Annotated in this window: 14 protein-coding genes; 3 read left to right on the top strand and 11 right to left on the bottom strand. The window is 64.7% G+C overall.

Features of this window, described 5'->3' with window-relative positions:
• Nucleotides 1–527 (top strand): TerC family protein (locus tag LGR44_RS11410; protein WP_226740497.1); only part of this gene is annotated, 527 nt, incomplete at its 5' end.
• 79 nt (nucleotides 528–606) lie between these two features.
• Here the strand turns inward: LGR44_RS11410 and LGR44_RS11415 are convergent.
• The 10 genes from LGR44_RS11415 to LGR44_RS11460 form a co-directional block, all read right to left on the bottom strand.
• The gene (locus tag LGR44_RS11415) at nucleotides 607–1,458 is read right to left on the bottom strand and encodes a sulfite exporter TauE/SafE family protein (RefSeq protein WP_226740498.1); all 852 of its coding nucleotides are present in this window, start codon (nucleotides 1,456–1,458) and stop codon (nucleotides 607–609) included.
• A 77-nt stretch (nucleotides 1,459–1,535) separates the two neighbouring features.
• Complete coding sequence (locus LGR44_RS11420) at nucleotides 1,536–2,267, bottom strand: DUF1028 domain-containing protein (RefSeq protein WP_226740500.1); 732 nt, start codon at nucleotides 2,265–2,267, stop codon at nucleotides 1,536–1,538.
• Between the two features lie 12 nt (nucleotides 2,268–2,279).
• Entirely contained in the window at nucleotides 2,280–4,073 is a 1,794-nt protein-coding gene (locus LGR44_RS11425) for a gamma-glutamyltransferase family protein (protein WP_226740502.1), read from the bottom strand.
• Between the two features lie 24 nt (nucleotides 4,074–4,097).
• The gene (locus LGR44_RS11430) at nucleotides 4,098–4,973 is read right to left on the bottom strand and encodes an ABC transporter permease (protein ID WP_226740504.1); all 876 of its coding nucleotides are present in this window, start codon (nucleotides 4,971–4,973) and stop codon (nucleotides 4,098–4,100) included.
• Complete coding sequence (locus LGR44_RS11435) at nucleotides 4,970–5,917, bottom strand: ABC transporter permease (protein WP_226740506.1); 948 nt, start codon at nucleotides 5,915–5,917, stop codon at nucleotides 4,970–4,972. Before LGR44_RS11435 ends, LGR44_RS11430 begins: the two co-directional genes overlap by 4 nt.
• 72 nt (nucleotides 5,918–5,989) lie before the next feature.
• Complete coding sequence (locus LGR44_RS11440; protein ID WP_226740508.1) at nucleotides 5,990–7,489, bottom strand: ABC transporter substrate-binding protein; 1,500 nt, start codon at nucleotides 7,487–7,489, stop codon at nucleotides 5,990–5,992.
• Between the two features lie 27 nt (nucleotides 7,490–7,516).
• Nucleotides 7,517–8,620, bottom strand: a complete 1,104-nt coding sequence (locus LGR44_RS11445) for an ABC transporter ATP-binding protein (protein WP_226740510.1) — start codon at nucleotides 8,618–8,620, stop codon at nucleotides 7,517–7,519.
• Nucleotides 8,617–9,678 carry an ABC transporter ATP-binding protein gene (locus LGR44_RS11450; RefSeq protein WP_226740512.1) on the bottom strand — a complete coding sequence of 354 codons (1,062 nt, stop codon included), beginning with the start codon at nucleotides 9,676–9,678 and terminating at the stop codon, nucleotides 8,617–8,619. Before LGR44_RS11450 ends, LGR44_RS11445 begins: the two co-directional genes overlap by 4 nt.
• The gene (locus tag LGR44_RS11455) at nucleotides 9,668–10,435 is read right to left on the bottom strand and encodes a FadR/GntR family transcriptional regulator (RefSeq protein WP_226740514.1); all 768 of its coding nucleotides are present in this window, start codon (nucleotides 10,433–10,435) and stop codon (nucleotides 9,668–9,670) included. Before LGR44_RS11455 ends, LGR44_RS11450 begins: the two co-directional genes overlap by 11 nt.
• A 430-nt stretch (nucleotides 10,436–10,865) precedes the next feature.
• Nucleotides 10,866–11,156: a hypothetical protein gene (locus LGR44_RS11460; RefSeq protein ID WP_226740516.1), complete on the bottom strand. Its 291-nt coding sequence runs from the start codon at nucleotides 11,154–11,156 to the stop codon at nucleotides 10,866–10,868.
• Nucleotides 11,157–11,545: 389 nt separating this feature from the next.
• Between LGR44_RS11460 and LGR44_RS11465 the strand changes: the two genes are divergently transcribed.
• Nucleotides 11,546–12,955, top strand: a complete 1,410-nt coding sequence (locus tag LGR44_RS11465; protein ID WP_226740518.1) for a M10 family metallopeptidase — start codon at nucleotides 11,546–11,548, stop codon at nucleotides 12,953–12,955.
• Between the two features lie 185 nt (nucleotides 12,956–13,140).
• On the opposite strand, the gene LGR44_RS11470 is transcribed toward LGR44_RS11465, so the two are convergent.
• Nucleotides 13,141–13,329: a hypothetical protein gene (locus tag LGR44_RS11470; RefSeq protein WP_226740520.1), complete on the bottom strand. Its 189-nt coding sequence runs from the start codon at nucleotides 13,327–13,329 to the stop codon at nucleotides 13,141–13,143.
• Between the two features lie 646 nt (nucleotides 13,330–13,975).
• Between LGR44_RS11470 and LGR44_RS11475 the strand changes: the two genes are divergently transcribed.
• Nucleotides 13,976–14,323, top strand: coding sequence for a response regulator (locus LGR44_RS11475; protein WP_377035460.1), 348 nt, complete (start codon nucleotides 13,976–13,978; stop codon nucleotides 14,321–14,323).
• Nucleotides 14,324–14,356 lie beyond the last annotated feature (33 nt).

Genomic DNA, 14,356 nt, shown 5'->3' on the forward strand with positions numbered 1-14,356 from the left:
GCCTGTTCGGACACGCCTTCTCCTGGCGCGACCTGATCCTGATCGGAGGCGGCCTCTTCCTCGTCTGGAAGGCCACGAAGGAGATCCACCACAACGTCGACCCCACCCCGAACGAGGACGTCTTCGACACCGCGAAGGCCACGATGACGTTCGGCTCAGCGATCACCCAGATCCTGCTGCTCGATCTCGTCTTTTCCCTCGACAGCATCATCACGGCCGTCGGCATGACTGACGTGGTGATGATCATGGTCATCGCGGTGGTCGTCGCGGTGACGGTGATGCTGCTCGCCGCCAATCCGCTCGCCAACTTCATCCACCACAACCCCACCGTCGTGATGCTAGCACTCGGGTTCCTCCTGATGATCGGCATGACGCTGATCGCGGAAGGGTTCGGCGCCCACGTTCCGAAGGGCTACATCTATGCCGCGATGGCCTTCTCGGCCCTGATCGAGGGGCTGAACATGCTCTCCCGCCGCGCCAAGCGGAAACCGGCTCCGGCCGCTTCGGAGAACTCTCCGCGCCACTGACGCCTCTGTTCGCATCGAAGAAAGGCCCTGCCGGTTTTGGACCGGCAGGGCCTTTTTCGTTTTCCAGGCGATTTGTTTTTCAGACGAGGAGGCTGGCGGCGAACCGGGCGCAGACCAGGAGGAGAAACAGCCCGAAGGCCACCTCCAGCCGGCGCTTGGACAGCCGGTGCGCCAGCCGCGCCCCCACCGGCGCCAGCCAGGTGCTGGTGGGAATGAACAGCAGGAACCCCACCAGCGAGATGTAGCCCAAGGCCAGCGGCGGCTGCAGCGCCACCACGTCGGGAAACTGCGCCGCCCGCGGCCAGCCGGCATAGACATAGCCGATCGCCCCCGGGATCGAGATCAGAATGCCCAGGCCCGACGAGGTCGCCACCGCCTGATGGATCGGCCGGTTGTAGAAGGTCATGAACAGGTTCGACAGCTGGCCGCCGCCGATGCCCATCAGGGCCGAGAGCACGCCGATGACCCAGCCATAGACCACCATCACGGCCTTGCCCGGCATGTCGAGGCCCAGGCGCCAGGTGTCCTTGCCGAACAGGAGCCGCACCGCCGAGATGCCGGCCACCGCCACGAACACCGCCTTGAACAGGTCGGCCGGGGCATGGCGGGCGACCAGGCTGCCCATGACCACCCCGACCACCACCGGCACGGCCCAGACCCGCAGGATCGACATGTCGACGGCGCCCTTGGCGCGGTGGGCGTTGAAGGAGCGGATCGAGGTCGGGATGATGATGGCCAGCGAGGTGCCCACGCACAGGGGCATCCTCACCTCCTCGGGCACGCCCACCAGGCGGAAGAGCTCGTAGAGGATGGGCACGGCCACGGCGCCGCCGCCGACGCCGAAGACGCCGGCGAGCAGGCCGGTGAGCGCGCCCGCCAGCAGCAGCGCCACCGCCAGCCACGCCAGATCGAACAGGGGTATGCCATACATCGCGATTACTTCTCACGGCACAAAAACGGCCGCTGAAAAAGGCAGGAGCCTCCCCGGCGGGAGGCGGTTCAGGGAGTTCAGGCGGAGACGGAGTTCGTCGCTTGCGCGCGCTCCTGGATCTCCCGCGCCCGCTGGTCGATCCAGCTCCGGTCCGTGATGCCGCCCGGATTGGTGCGGGTCGCCATGGCGTCCATGAAGGCGAGGTAGCGCTCGTGCGCCACGCCGTAGAGCCGCCGCAGCTCCTGCAGCGGCTCGGCGTGATCGTCGACGCGCAGGTCGAGGATCGGGTAGGGCTCCGTGCGCCAGATCTTGAGAGCGGCCGATTGCTTGCCGCGCTTGTCGCCGCCCTCGGCCTGGCCGGCATCGAGGGCCGCCATCAGACGATCCGGCAGGCGGAGATCCTTGCGGCGCTTGAAGGTGTCGAGGGTGGCCTCGATGACCGATGCGCCGGCGAGCATGTTGCCGGCCACCGAGACGCCCTCGTCCGTCAGGTGCCCGCACCAATCGACGCATTCGCGGCCTGTATGGGCGGCGGTGCGCCCCTCGCGGTCGATCACATGGAGCTGACGCGCCTCCCGGCCGGGATCGCCCGCCGTGAGGATCGCCACGATGTCCTCGGCGCTGCGGCCCTCCGCCAGCAGCTTGAGACCGTCATAGCCGTAGAGCGGATTGACGAGCGCCTGCGTGGCCAGCGCGCCGATGTGGGCCGCGCCGTAGGGGCAGAGCGCCCCCACGGCGAAGAACTTGGTGGTGACGGCGACGCCATATTCGCCCGTCTGCGGGTCCTTGGCGATGATCGACCAGGTCATGGCAGCACCTCCTCAGCGACCGATCGCATAGGCCTGCATGAGGCGCGGCGTGGCCGCACCGTGCAGGAGCCCGTCCTTGTCGCGGCTGGCCGCCACGAGGCGGCCCACCGTCCAGGCAGGCGCGACCTCGACGTCGTGGCCGCGGGAGCGGAGGTCGTCCAGCACCTCTTCGCCGAACGTCTCCTCCGCCATGAGATGGCCGGGCTTCTGCTCGCGCGGATAGAACGACGACGGGAAATGCGCCGTGTGCGACATCGGCAGGTCGATGGATTCCTGCAGGTTGAGCCCGTGATGGGCGTGCCGCAGGAACAGAAGAAGCTGCCACTGCTCCTGCTGGTCGCCGCCTGGGGAACCGAAGACCATGTAGGGCTCGCCGTCCTTCTCCGCGAGCGTCGGCGTGAGCGTAGTGCGGGGACGCTTGCCGGGCTCCAGGCTCGCCGGAAGCCCGGGCTCCAGCCAGAACATCTGCGCACGGGAGTTGAGCATGAAGCCCAGTTCCGGAATGACGGGCGAGGATTGCAGCCAGCCGCCGGAGGGCATTGCCGCGATCATGTTGCCGTGGCGGTCGACCACGTCGATATGCACCGTGTCGCCGCGCCGCGCAGAGCGCATGGAGGCGAGGGTCGGCTCGCCGCCGGAGACCTTGCGGTCCGTGGTCGAAAGCTCCCGCAGGGCCTTGAGCGTGCGCTCGACCTGAAGCTCGTACCCGTCGATGCGGCCGGGGCGCAGCTCCAGGGAGGCCTTGTCGGTGATCAGCTTGCGGCGCTCGTCCGAATAGGCGTCCGAGAGCAGCGTCTCGATCGGCACCTTCACGAAATCCGGGTCGCCGTAATAGGCCTCGCGGTCCGCGAAGGCGAGCTTCATGGATTCCGTCACCGTATGGATGAACTCGGCGCTCGTCGGGCCCATGCTCGCCAGATCGAAGCCCTTGAGGAGGGCGAGGGTCTGCAGGAAGACCGGGCCCTGCCCCCATGGCCTGATCTTGTTCACCCGGAAGTTATGGTACTCATAGGTCTGCGGCGCGTCGTAGCTCGCCGACCAGGATGCCATGTCGTCGCCGGTGAGCACGCCGCGATGGCGCGAGCCGCTCTGGTCCATGGCCTCCGTCTTGCGGACGAAGTCGTCGATCGCCTCGGCGACGAAGCCCTTATAGAAGGCGTTCCGCGCGGCCTCGATCTGCGCCTCCCGGTTGCCGCTCTTGGCTTCCGCCTCGCGCAGGATGCGCCTCCAGGTTTCCGCGAGCTGCGGATTGCGGAAGAGTTGGCGCGGCTTCGGCGCCTCGCCGCCGGGCAGATAGACCGCGGCGGAGGTGAGCCACTCGGTCTCGAAGAATTCCTTCAGGTCCTTGATGGTGTTGGCGACGCGGGGCAGGAGCGGATGACCCTGGTCGGCATAGTAGATCGCCGGCTCCAGCACGTCCCTCAGGGACAGGGTGCCGTGGTCGCGCAGAAGCAGCATCCACGCGTCGAACGCGCCGGGGATGACGGTGGCGAGCAGGCCGTTACCCGGAATCAGCGTCAGGCCCTCGTTTTTGTAGTGCTCGATCGTCGCGCCCTTCGGCGCCGTGCCCTGGCCGCAGAGCACTTCGACCTTGCCGGTCTTGGCGGAGTAGAACACGGCCGGGACCTCGCCGGACGGCCCCACCAGGTGCGGCTCGACCACCTGCAGCACGAAGCCGGTCGCAACGGCGGCGTCGAAGGCGTTGCCGCCCCTTTCGAGCATCGCCATGCCGGAGGCCGAAGCCAGCCAGTGGGTCGAGGTGACGACACCGAAGGTGCCGAGGATTTCAGGCCGTGTGGTGAACATGCGTTTCGTCCGGGGTTGGAGTTCTTATTGTTCGCGGGGATCGAGCGCGTCGCGCAATCCGTCGCCGAGGAGGTTGAAGCCAAGCACGATGAGGAAGATGGCCGAGCCGGGGAAGATCGACATCCAGGGGGCCTGATCCATGAAGTTCTTGGCGGTGTTCAGCATGGAGCCCCAGGAGGGGTTGGGTGGCTGCTGGCCCAGCCCCAGGAAGGACAGGCTCGCCTCCGCGATGATGGCGGTCGCGATCGTCAGCGTCGCCTGTACGAGGATCGGCGGAAGCACGTTCGGGAAAACGTAGCGCAGCAGGATCCAGAAATCGGGGAGCCCGATGGCCCGCGCGCCCTCCACGTAGTCCTCCGCCTTGACGGTGAGCACCTGAGCGCGGGTCAGACGGACGAAGATCGGCATGGCGGACAGACCGATGGCGATCATCGCATTGGTCAGGCTGGGCCCCAGGAAGGCCGCGAGCGCGATGGCGAGGATGAGGAACGGAATGGCCAGCATGGCATCCGTCGCGCGGGAGATCACGGCATCGACCCAACCGCCGAAATAGCCGGAGATCAACCCGAACGGCACCCCGAGCACGACCGCGATGGCCACCGACACCACGCCCGCCATGATCGAGGCGCGGGCGCCCAGGAGCATGCGCGAGAGCATGTCGCGGCCGAGTTCGTCCGTACCGAACCAGTGGAGGGCCGATGGAGCCTTCCGGATGGTCGTGAAGCTCGGCTTGATGGGGTCGTACGGCGCCAGATAAGGGCCCACGATGGCGGCGAGGACGAAGAAGAGCACGACGGCGCCGCCGATGACGGCGCTCTTGTTCTTCAGGAACTTCGAGAGGACGCGGCTGCGCTTCTTCGGCAGGGCGACGTCGTCGGCAACGGCAATGGCGGCGGTCATGCTGCGTGCCTCAGGCGTGGGTTGACGAGAACATACAGGACGTCGGCGAGCAGGTTCATGAAGATGAAGCCGACTGCGGTGCAGAGCACGACGCCCTGCACGACCGCGTAGTCGCGGTTGAAGACGGCATCGACGATGAGCTTGCCGAACCCTGGAATGGTGAAGATCTGCTCGGTGAGAACGGCGCCGGCCAGGAGTTCGCCGAAGAGCAGGGTGGACAGGGTCACGATGGGCACGAGAGCGTTGCGCAGAGCATGCTTGAGGATCACGGTCCGGGAAAGCAGGCCTTTGGCCTTGGCGGTGCGGATGTAGTCGGAACGCATGACGCCGAGCATGGCGCTGCGGGTGTGGCGCATGAGGCTGGCCGCCAGCGCCGTGCCGAGCACGATGGACGGCATGATCATGGTCTTGATGTTCAGCCAGAGATCCTCCGTGGGCGGCACGTAGCCGGAGGCGGGGAGGAGTTGCCAGCGCACCGAGACCAGCATGATGAGAATGATGCCGAGCCAGAAATTGGGGATCGAAAGGCCGGACAGCGCGATCACGTTCGTGGCGTAATCGACGGTCGTGCCCTTCCTCACGGCGGAGATGATGCCGGCCGGAATACCGATGGCCAGCGCCACGATCATGGCGAAGATGGCAAGCTCGATGGTGACCGGAAGCTTGCTGAGAACGAGTTCGAGCACCGGAATGTCCGTGCGCAGGGAAATACCGAGGTTGCCCTGCAAAACCTCGCCCAGCCAGGTGATGTACTGCACCGGAATCGGGTCGTTCAGGCGGTACTTCTCGCGCAGATAGGCGAGCACTTCCGGGTCCCGCTCCTCGCCTGCCATGGTGAGGACCGGGTCCCCGGGCAGAAGCTGTTGAAGGGCGAAGACCAGCACCGACACGATGAGGAGCGTCGGAATGGCGATCAGGATACGTCGAGCAATGTAGCGGAGCATTAAGCCGGCCACCCGCAATGTGAGAGGGCAGTGCGTGCCCGGATCTCGCCGGGCACGCGGGTTTTCAAAGGGTTAGGAGGCGAGCTTCACACCCTGAAGACGGATCATGCCGTCCGGGTAGGGCTTGAAGCCCTGAACCTTCTTGGAGTGGGCGAAGGGCCAGGTCTGGTAGTAGACGTAGATGATCGGCAGTTCGTCCTGCAGGATCGCCTGGGCCTGGTCGTAGAGCTGCTTGCGCTTGGCCTCGTCGTTGGTGACGCGGGCCTCGTTCAGCAGGCGGTCCACTTCCGGATTGCAGTACCGGCCGTCGTTGAGGCCGCCCTTGCAGGTGACGAACTGGTGGATGTTGCCGTCGGGATCGACACGGCCCGACCAGCCGATCTGGTTGACGTCGAAGTTGCCGGCCTGAGCCTCCTTCTGGAGCGCTGCGAACTCCGTGGGGCGCAGGGAGATGTCGAAGCCTGCCTCAGCCGCCATGGCCTGCACGATCTCATTGACCTGCTGGGTCGTCGTGCTGTTGCCGAAGGCGATCTCGAACTTGACCCGGTCGACCCCGGCCTCCTTCAGAAGCTGCTTGGCCTTCTCCACGTTGCGCTTGCGGGCCGCATACTTCTCGTTGTTGTAGATGCTCGCGAGCGGGAAGGGCTGGCCGGCGGGCGTGAAGATGCCCTGTCCGACGACCTCGTTGATGACGTCACGATCGATCGAAAGCTCGAAAGCCTGACGGACGCGCTTGTCCTGGCCCAGGGGCCCCTTGGCGCGCTCGCCGTTGTTCGTGTTGATCGTCAGTCCCTGATAGCCCAGGCCGGTAACGGGGGCGAAGACCAGGTTCGCGTCGCCCTTCACGGCCGGGATGTCGCTCGGCGCCAGGCGCTCGAGCATGTCGAGGTCGCCGGAGCGCAGGTTGGCGAGACGGACGGTCGTGTCGGGAATGGGCGTGAAGACGACCCGGTCGAAATGATAGTCCTTGGCGTTCCAGTATTCTTGGAAACGGTCGAGAACGATGCGGTCGTTCTGGACGCGCTCGACGAACTTGTAGGGGCCCGAGCAGACCGGCTTCTGCGCGAAGTCGGCGCCGGCGATGGCCTTCGGCGACATGATCATGCCGGCACGGTCGGAGAGCTGCGAAAGCAGCGTCGCGTCCGGGCGGGAGAGGTTGAGCTTCACCGTCAGATCGTCCACGACCTCGACGCTTTCCACCGAGGTGAGCTCGCTCTTGCGCAGGCTGTCCGGAAGGGTCCGGGCCCGGTCGATATTGGCCTTCACGGCTGCAGCATCGAGCTTCTCGCCGTCATGGAACGTCACGCCCGGACGGAGCTTGAAGGTGAGCGCCTTGCCGTCGTCGCTCCAGCTCCACTCGGTCGCGAGCTGGGGGGCGAATTTCAGCTCGGGCGTGATGTCGACGAGCTTGTCGCACAGCGAGGTGAAGACGATGCGCCCGACGAAGGTGCGTGCCCGGTGCGGATCGAGCACGTCCGGGTCCTCCTGCAGGCCGATCCTCAAGGTTTGCGCCGAGGCCGCGGTGCTCATCAGGAGCCCGGCGGCCAGCGCCATCAAAGTAAGACGCTTCATTGTTCTAGTCCTCCACTTCTCTCTGGATCATGGGCTCGGCGCGACGGCAGTGTCCTGTCGCTCGCGCCAAGTTCGGTACAGAGCCAGGCGCTTGCTCAGCGCCGGGCTCGGGGGCGGGGCGGTAATCGAACCGGCGCCCGCTCCCTGGATTTCTCGCCAGAAATGACAGGCCACCTTCCGGCCGTCCGGAGTCGTTTCCAGCGCAGGATGCTGATCCCGGCAGACCGGTCGGGCGTGCGGACAGCGGGTGTGAAAGCGGCAGCCGGAGGGTGGGGCGGCCGGGCTCGGAATGTCGCCCTGAAGCAGTGCCTTCGGCTGGCGGCGGGCCGGGCTCGGCACCGGGATGGCCGCGAGCAGCGCCTGCGTATAGGGGTGGAGCGGGTTGTCGAAGAGCGCATCCGTCTCTGACAGCTCGACGATCTCGCCCAGATACATGACCGCGACCCGGTCGCTCATGTGCCTGATCACCGCCAGGTCGTGGGCGACGATGACGAGGGTGAGGCCGAAGCGGTCTTTCAGGTCCTCGAGCAGGTTGATGATCTGGGCCTGGATCGACACGTCGAGCGCCGAGACCGGCTCGTCGCCGATGATCAGCTTCGGATCGCCCGCCAGGGCGCGGGCGATGCCGATGCGCTGGCGCTGGCCGCCCGAGAACTCGTGCGGATACCGGTCGGCATGGGCCGGCAGAAGACCGACCGTGCGCAGAAGCTCCGTCACGCGCTCGCGCTTTTCGCTGCCCTTCGCGAGGCCGTGCAGCCAGATCGGCTCGGCGACGATGTCGCCCACGCTCATGCGCGGATTGAGCGAGGCGAACGGGTCCTGGAAGATGATCTGCAGCTCGCGGCGCAGCTGGCGCAGCTCGCGCTGGTTCAGGCCCAGGATCGAACGGCCCTTGTAGAGCACGTCGCCGTCGGTAGGCTCGATCAGGCGCAAAAGCAGGCGCCCAAGGGTGGACTTGCCGCAGCCGGACTCGCCCACGATCGCGAAGGTCTCGCCGCTTTGGACCGCGAGCGAGACACCGTCGACGGCCCGAACCACCGTCGAGGACGACAGCAATCCGCCGCCCCCGAAATGCTTCACCAGGCCGACGCCTTCCAGGATGGTGTCGTTGGACGGGGTGTTCGCGCTCATGCGGCGGCTCCTCGTTTTTCTTCGAGCGGTGCGTACCAGCACCGGGCCCGGTGTCCCGGCCTGATCTCCCCGAGCGGAGGCGGCTCGTTGGCGCATTTGGCGTCGGAGAAGGGGCAGCGCGGGGTGAACCGGCAGCCCTTCGGCATCAGCTCGACCGGGGGCACGGTGCCGCGGATCGTGGCGAGGCGCCCCTCGCGACGACCGAGCGATGGCACCGACCCCATGAGGCCGATGGTGTAAGGATGCTGCGGGTCTTCGAAGATCGCCTCCACGGGACCGGTTTCGACCACTCGGCCCGCATACATGACGGCCACCTCGTCGGCGACCTCCGCCACCACCCCGAGGTCGTGGGTGATCATGATCATCGCCGTGCCCGTTTCCTCCTGCAGGCGCTTAACCAGGGTGAGGATCTGGGCCTGAATGGTGACGTCGAGGGCGGTCGTCGGCTCGTCCGCGATCAGCAGCTGAGGATCGTTGGCGAGCGCCATGGCGATCATCACGCGCTGACGCATGCCGCCCGACATCTCGTGCGGATAGGCGCGAAGGCGCTTTTCAGGGGCCGGAATACGCACCTTGCGCAGCATCTCGAGCGCCCGTTCCATGGCCTCGGCCTTCGAGACCTTGCGATGGCGGACGATGCCCTCGGCAATCTGGTCGCCGATGGTGAAGGCCGGGTTGAGGGAGGTCATCGGCTCCTGGAAGATCATGGCCATCCGGTCGCCGCGAAGGTCGGCCCGCTCGCGCTCGCCGAGCTGCAGGAGATCCTGCCCCTCGAACTCGGCCGTGCCGGAGACGATCCGGGCCGGGGGCGTCGGCAGCAATCCCATCAGCGCGAGCGCCGTGACGCTCTTGCCGCAGCCGGATTCCCCGACGAGGCAGAGGGTCTTGCCCTTTCCAACCGAAAAGGAAACGTCGTCGACCAGATTGATATCCTTGGGGGTTCCGTCGAACCGGATCGACAGCCCCTGGACATTCAGGAGCGGCTTCTCGACCGAAGGCGAAAGCTGGCCGGAGCCGCCCACCTCCCTCGCATGCTGAAGCGTCGCCTCATGTGCCATGTCGAAGCTCATCCTTGGTATCGTTGAAATCATTTTGCGAAAGCGAGCCGTCGGGCTGCGCCGGACGTGTCATCACCGTCAGAAGACTTTGCCGCACGAGCTCCAGATGCTCGCGCATCGCGCGCTCCGCCGCGTGGGCCTCGCGCTGGGAAATGGCCGCGATGACGCGCCGGTGCTGCTCCACATAGCGGGACAGGCGATCCTTGGAGCGGGCCCGCTCGCGCAGCACCTGCCAGTTCACGTCCTGACGGATGCGGTCGACCATGTCGAAAATGGCCAGGAGCAGGCTGTTGCCTGCGGCCTCGGCAATGGCGCGGTGGAGGGCGCTGTCCCACAGCTCGTACCCGTCCGCGTCCGAGCTCGATGCGGTCTTCTCGGCCAGATGCAGGAGGCGCTCGACATCCCCGTTGGAGGCGCGCAGGGCTGCGAGGCGCGCAAGGATCGGTTCGATCTCCAACCGCACATCCATCACTTCGAGAGGATTGGTGCGGCTCGACAGCTCCTCCAAACCAGTCTGCGGATCGACCGGGCGCGGTCCGACGAAGGTCCCCTTGCCCTGGTGGCGCCAGATCCGCCCCTCCGCTTCCAGCACTTCAAGGGCCCGCCGCAGGGCGCGCCGGCCGATGCCGATCTGCGTCGCCAGGACCCGTTCCGGCGGCAGCCGCTGGTCCGCCGCGAAGCGACCATCGTCGAGGAGAGCGCGCAATCGCCCAAGGGCGAAATTCGAGCTGTCCGATAAGGTCTCGATCTTGGTCATTCCGGTCCTGCTGGGCGCGATCCAATCTTGCGATTGGTCCGCAAGATTATGAAAGTTTGTTGCTAATTCCGGCATATCCACGAAATCAAGCTAACTCACACCCGAACCAATTTGCAAATGGTTTCATGCCGAATGATTGGACAGGGGTGCGGATTTGATGTGCAGGGCGGTCCCTCGCGAGGCACCGGCACGCGGCGGCGCCGATCCGGGCGAAGGGCCGGCGGCTCTCATGATCAGGGCAGTTTTCGGGAGGTGGCCAGTGCCGGATGCGCCTCGGCCTTCGCCAGTATTTCCGCTGATGCAGTCCAGGGGAGCGAGTGGCGAGGCAGCGTTCAAGCGCTTGCTCGAATGCAGAAGTGTCCGCCACCCGCCGCAGCTTTCAAAGCGCGGCCGGTGGCGGGTCGGCGTTTCCTCTGTCGGTTTTTTTGTTCTAGGCCGCAAACGAAATGCGGTGCTGCTGCTTGCGGAGTTCGGTCAGGAGATTGATGTAGGGCTCGCGCCGCTCCCGATGTCTCGCCAGCAGTTTTTCCTTGATATAGTTCTTCAACTCGTCGTCGGTTGTGCTGTGCTTCAGCTTGTCCATCTCGGCTTCATGCTGGAAGTCGATATTCGCCAATGTTCGCAGGAGTTCCTGCATCATGTTCTGAAGATTGGGCGAATACGTGCGGTACTCTTTATTGCGTTCTTCGGCGTTAGTGTCATGAGCTGGATTCGTCAGCATAACCCCTCCGGTTGCGAATCGCATTACGTAGCGTAAGCCTTGTCTCCGATCGGCCGTCCCGGATCACTTCGTAGAAATACTACGGACGATACCGCACCTGCTCAGGGAGCGCCTGTTTCTCCTGCGGGTGCGCAGGTCGTCCGCCACAGAAGCTATGATGTGTGGAGCGTATTCCGGATGGTGCAAAGTGAATCATGTTGCTGGAGCAGTATGTTCTGGAGCTGCGAGCCGGTCATCAGGCAGAAATTTCTTACGATCTAGAAGAATGTGATAATAAGCCCTCCTGCTGATAAAATCGTCCTACAAAATCTTATAATCTACTCCCTAAGAGTTGTTACCGCACGTTCTGCCCCATTCAATAATCTTCGCATTGCAATGCGAGGGTTTTGATGGTGGCTGTTGTTCCGGTCGAGCCTACCGGCAATCAGGATATTGACGGTCTTCTAACGGGGCTGCGGTGGAGCAGCCTGAATCTCACCTACAGTTTTCCGACGGCGGCCGCCCTCTACGGCGCCGGTTACGGCTGGGGAGAGCCCCTCAGCAATTTCGCAGGGCTCAACCCGGCGCAGGCCGCGGCCGCGCGCGCGGCTTTCGGCATGATCGCATCGGTCACGAATCTGGACTTCGCCGAAGTGACGGAGACGGCGCGCGCTCACGCGGATCTGCGTCTGGCGCGGTCGGATACGCCCGGCTCCGCGTGGACCTATACGCCGGACGGCAGCCATGAAGGCGGCGATACCTGGTTCGGCAATTCGGTCGGCTGGTATGACGCTCCCGTGCCGGGGGGGTACGCCTTCTACACCTTCCTGCACGAAATCGCCCATGCGGTCGGACTGAAGCACGGGCATGAGGCCGGTGGGCTGGGGGTGATGTCCGCGGACCGCGATTCCATGGAGTATTCCGCCACCACCTACAGATCCTATGTGGGCGCTGCGGGTCAGTACCTCGAGAACGAGGCGAACGGGCATGCGCAATCCCTGATGATGTACGACATCGCCGCCCTGCAGCACATGTACGGCGCCGATTATTCCACCAACAGCGGCAACACCTCCTATTCCTGGAGCCCTGCGACAGGCGAGATGTTCGTCGGCGGCCTCGGACAGGGGGCGCCTGCCGGAAACCGGATTTTCCTGACCCTTTGGGACGGGGGCGGGCTGGATACCTACGACCTGTCCAACTACAGGAGCGACCTGACCATTGATCTGCGTCCTGGCGCATGGACGAAGACATCCGGCGAGCAGACGGCCTATCTCGGAGGAGGGAACTACGCCCGGGGCAACATCGCGAACGCGCTCCTCCATCAGGGCGATCCTCGATCTCTGATCGAGCAGGCCCTCGGGGGATCCGGTGACGACCGTATCCTGGGCAACACGGCAGCCAATCTTCTGGCCGGCGGAAGCGGAGCCGATTGGCTCTACGGTTTCGAAGGCAACGATGTCCTGCTGGGAGGGCGAGGCAACGACGTTCTCGCGGGAGGGGCGGGGAGGGACAGCTTCCTCTTCGACACCAAGCTTCACAGGAGCGCCAACAGGGACCGGATCCTCGATTTCTCGCCAGCCGACGACACGGTTCGCCTCGACAACTCGGTCTTCACCAAACTCGGCAAGACCGGCAAGCTCCCTTCGTCAGCGTTCTGGACGGGCAAGAGCGCTCATGACCCCAGTGATCGCATCGTTTACGACAAGGGGAAGGGCGCCTTGCTGTACGATGCCGACGGCTCGGGCCGGAGCGCTCCGGTTGTGTTTGCAACGCTCGACAAGAACCTGAAGATCACGAGCGCGGATTTCCTCGTGGTCTGATCGGCGCAGATCCGTCGTACGGAAATGGAAACGGGGACGGCGGTACATCCGCGCCATCCCCGCTTGGTGAAGCCCAGCCTTGAAGCGGGCCTGATTCATCCTGGGCTTTCGTGGTTGATAAAACGTTAACGCCCCGGTTTTTCTGCCCTAGCGGAAGGGGGCGGAAAACTGCTTGGCCGTGGCGTCTAGAGCGACGGGGTGATGCCGATCTGCCGCGCCTCTTCCGCCTGATGCAGAAGGGCAATGGCCGCGCGAGCGTATTCGCGGAACGGCTCCTTGAGGACCTCCGGCTCCCGGTCCCACCCACGGGCGCCGTCCTGCAGATCGTAGAAGGCCTTGGCCACGGCCTCGACCGGATTGATCTTCTCGTTCATGGGATGCCCCGGCTGTTTCTGTTTGGTCTTATTAACAATATAACCATACATTACAGAGCTTGCCTAGAGCTTGCGCCATAAGGTCCCGGTTGCCGAAACGCTATTTTGGGTGAGGTGCGGGTGCGACCCTAAGCCGGAAGTCTAGTCCCTTGCAGACGGTCTCCGGTTCGGGTGCGTCATTGTAGGCAGAAAGGCCGCCGGTTCGTCCGCTTTGGCAGGCGGCGGCCGCAGCGGGATTGCTCACCCGTACGGGGAGCGGATCGAGACATCCGTGGCTTGAACAATCGGGGCGACGATCAGCGTGCGGCCGGGCTCCGCCTCGACCGCGATCGCCGCAACAGCCTTCCGGTGCACATGCTCAGGAAGCGCCGATCACCTGCGCCGTGCCGATGCCATGAGTCCGCAGATGCATCCTCTCCCGTTCCATAGGGGCGAGCCCGTTGCTCTCAGGATGATTTTGCGACGGAAGGGCCACTTGGTCCGGCAACCGTTAACATAGTTAGGTTCGTGCTCGGCCGAAATTGTAAAGAATCGGAAAAACGGATCGCAAAACCTCCCGCCTTCTCTGGGGCCGCACGGCTCTACGGATGTTCGTACATGAGGGGAATTGATGCCTCGTACAGCGCCGCAGGATACCAGGTTGACCGTGCTGGTGACCGAAGACGACGCGATTATCGGATTCGATCTGACGGATGCGCTCGATGCTGCCGGCTATGCGATTGCCGGTCCCACAAGCACCTGCACGGCTGCGTTGGCGTGGCTCAATGACAATGCTCCCGATCTCGCCGTTCTCGACGTGACACTGAAGGATGGTCCCAGCACCGAGATTGCACGGGTGCTTCGAAGCCGCGGTATTCCGTTCGTAGTCTATTCGGGGCGCAGGCAGTGCGAGGCGGCACCTGAATTCCGGGAGGCGCTCTGGCTGGAGAAGCCGTCAGCCCACCGGGACCTGCTGTGTGCGCTGCATCAACTTCTGGCGCGATCGGAGTTGTAAGAGCCTGAAGATAGTCGGAACAAGAGGAGCGCA

The organism is Microvirga lenta, assembly GCF_020532555.1.
Taxonomy (GTDB): Bacteria; Pseudomonadota; Alphaproteobacteria; order Rhizobiales; family Beijerinckiaceae; genus Microvirga; species Microvirga lenta.

Excerpts from the sequence above, each read along its gene's own strand:
- LGR44_RS11415 (WP_226740498.1), bottom strand. The coding sequence starts at position 1,458 with ATGTATGGCATACCCCTGTTCGATCTGGCGTGGCTGGCGGTGGCGCTG.
- LGR44_RS11420 (WP_226740500.1), bottom strand. The coding sequence starts at position 2,267 with ATGACCTGGTCGATCATCGCCAAGGACCCGCAGACGGGCGAATATGGC.
- LGR44_RS11425 (WP_226740502.1), bottom strand. The coding sequence starts at position 4,073 with ATGTTCACCACACGGCCTGAAATCCTCGGCACCTTCGGTGTCGTCACC.
- LGR44_RS11430 (WP_226740504.1), bottom strand. The coding sequence starts at position 4,973 with ATGACCGCCGCCATTGCCGTTGCCGACGACGTCGCCCTGCCGAAGAAG.
- LGR44_RS11435 (WP_226740506.1), bottom strand. The coding sequence starts at position 5,917 with ATGCTCCGCTACATTGCTCGACGTATCCTGATCGCCATTCCGACGCTC.
- LGR44_RS11440 (WP_226740508.1), bottom strand. The coding sequence starts at position 7,489 with ATGAAGCGTCTTACTTTGATGGCGCTGGCCGCCGGGCTCCTGATGAGC.
- LGR44_RS11445 (WP_226740510.1), bottom strand. The coding sequence starts at position 8,620 with ATGAGCGCGAACACCCCGTCCAACGACACCATCCTGGAAGGCGTCGGC.
- LGR44_RS11450 (WP_226740512.1), bottom strand. The coding sequence starts at position 9,678 with ATGGCACATGAGGCGACGCTTCAGCATGCGAGGGAGGTGGGCGGCTCC.
- LGR44_RS11455 (WP_226740514.1), bottom strand. The coding sequence starts at position 10,435 with ATGACCAAGATCGAGACCTTATCGGACAGCTCGAATTTCGCCCTTGGG.
- LGR44_RS11460 (WP_226740516.1), bottom strand. The coding sequence starts at position 11,156 with ATGCTGACGAATCCAGCTCATGACACTAACGCCGAAGAACGCAATAAA.
- LGR44_RS11465 (WP_226740518.1), top strand. The coding sequence starts at position 11,546 with ATGGTGGCTGTTGTTCCGGTCGAGCCTACCGGCAATCAGGATATTGAC.
- LGR44_RS11470 (WP_226740520.1), bottom strand. The coding sequence starts at position 13,329 with ATGAACGAGAAGATCAATCCGGTCGAGGCCGTGGCCAAGGCCTTCTAC.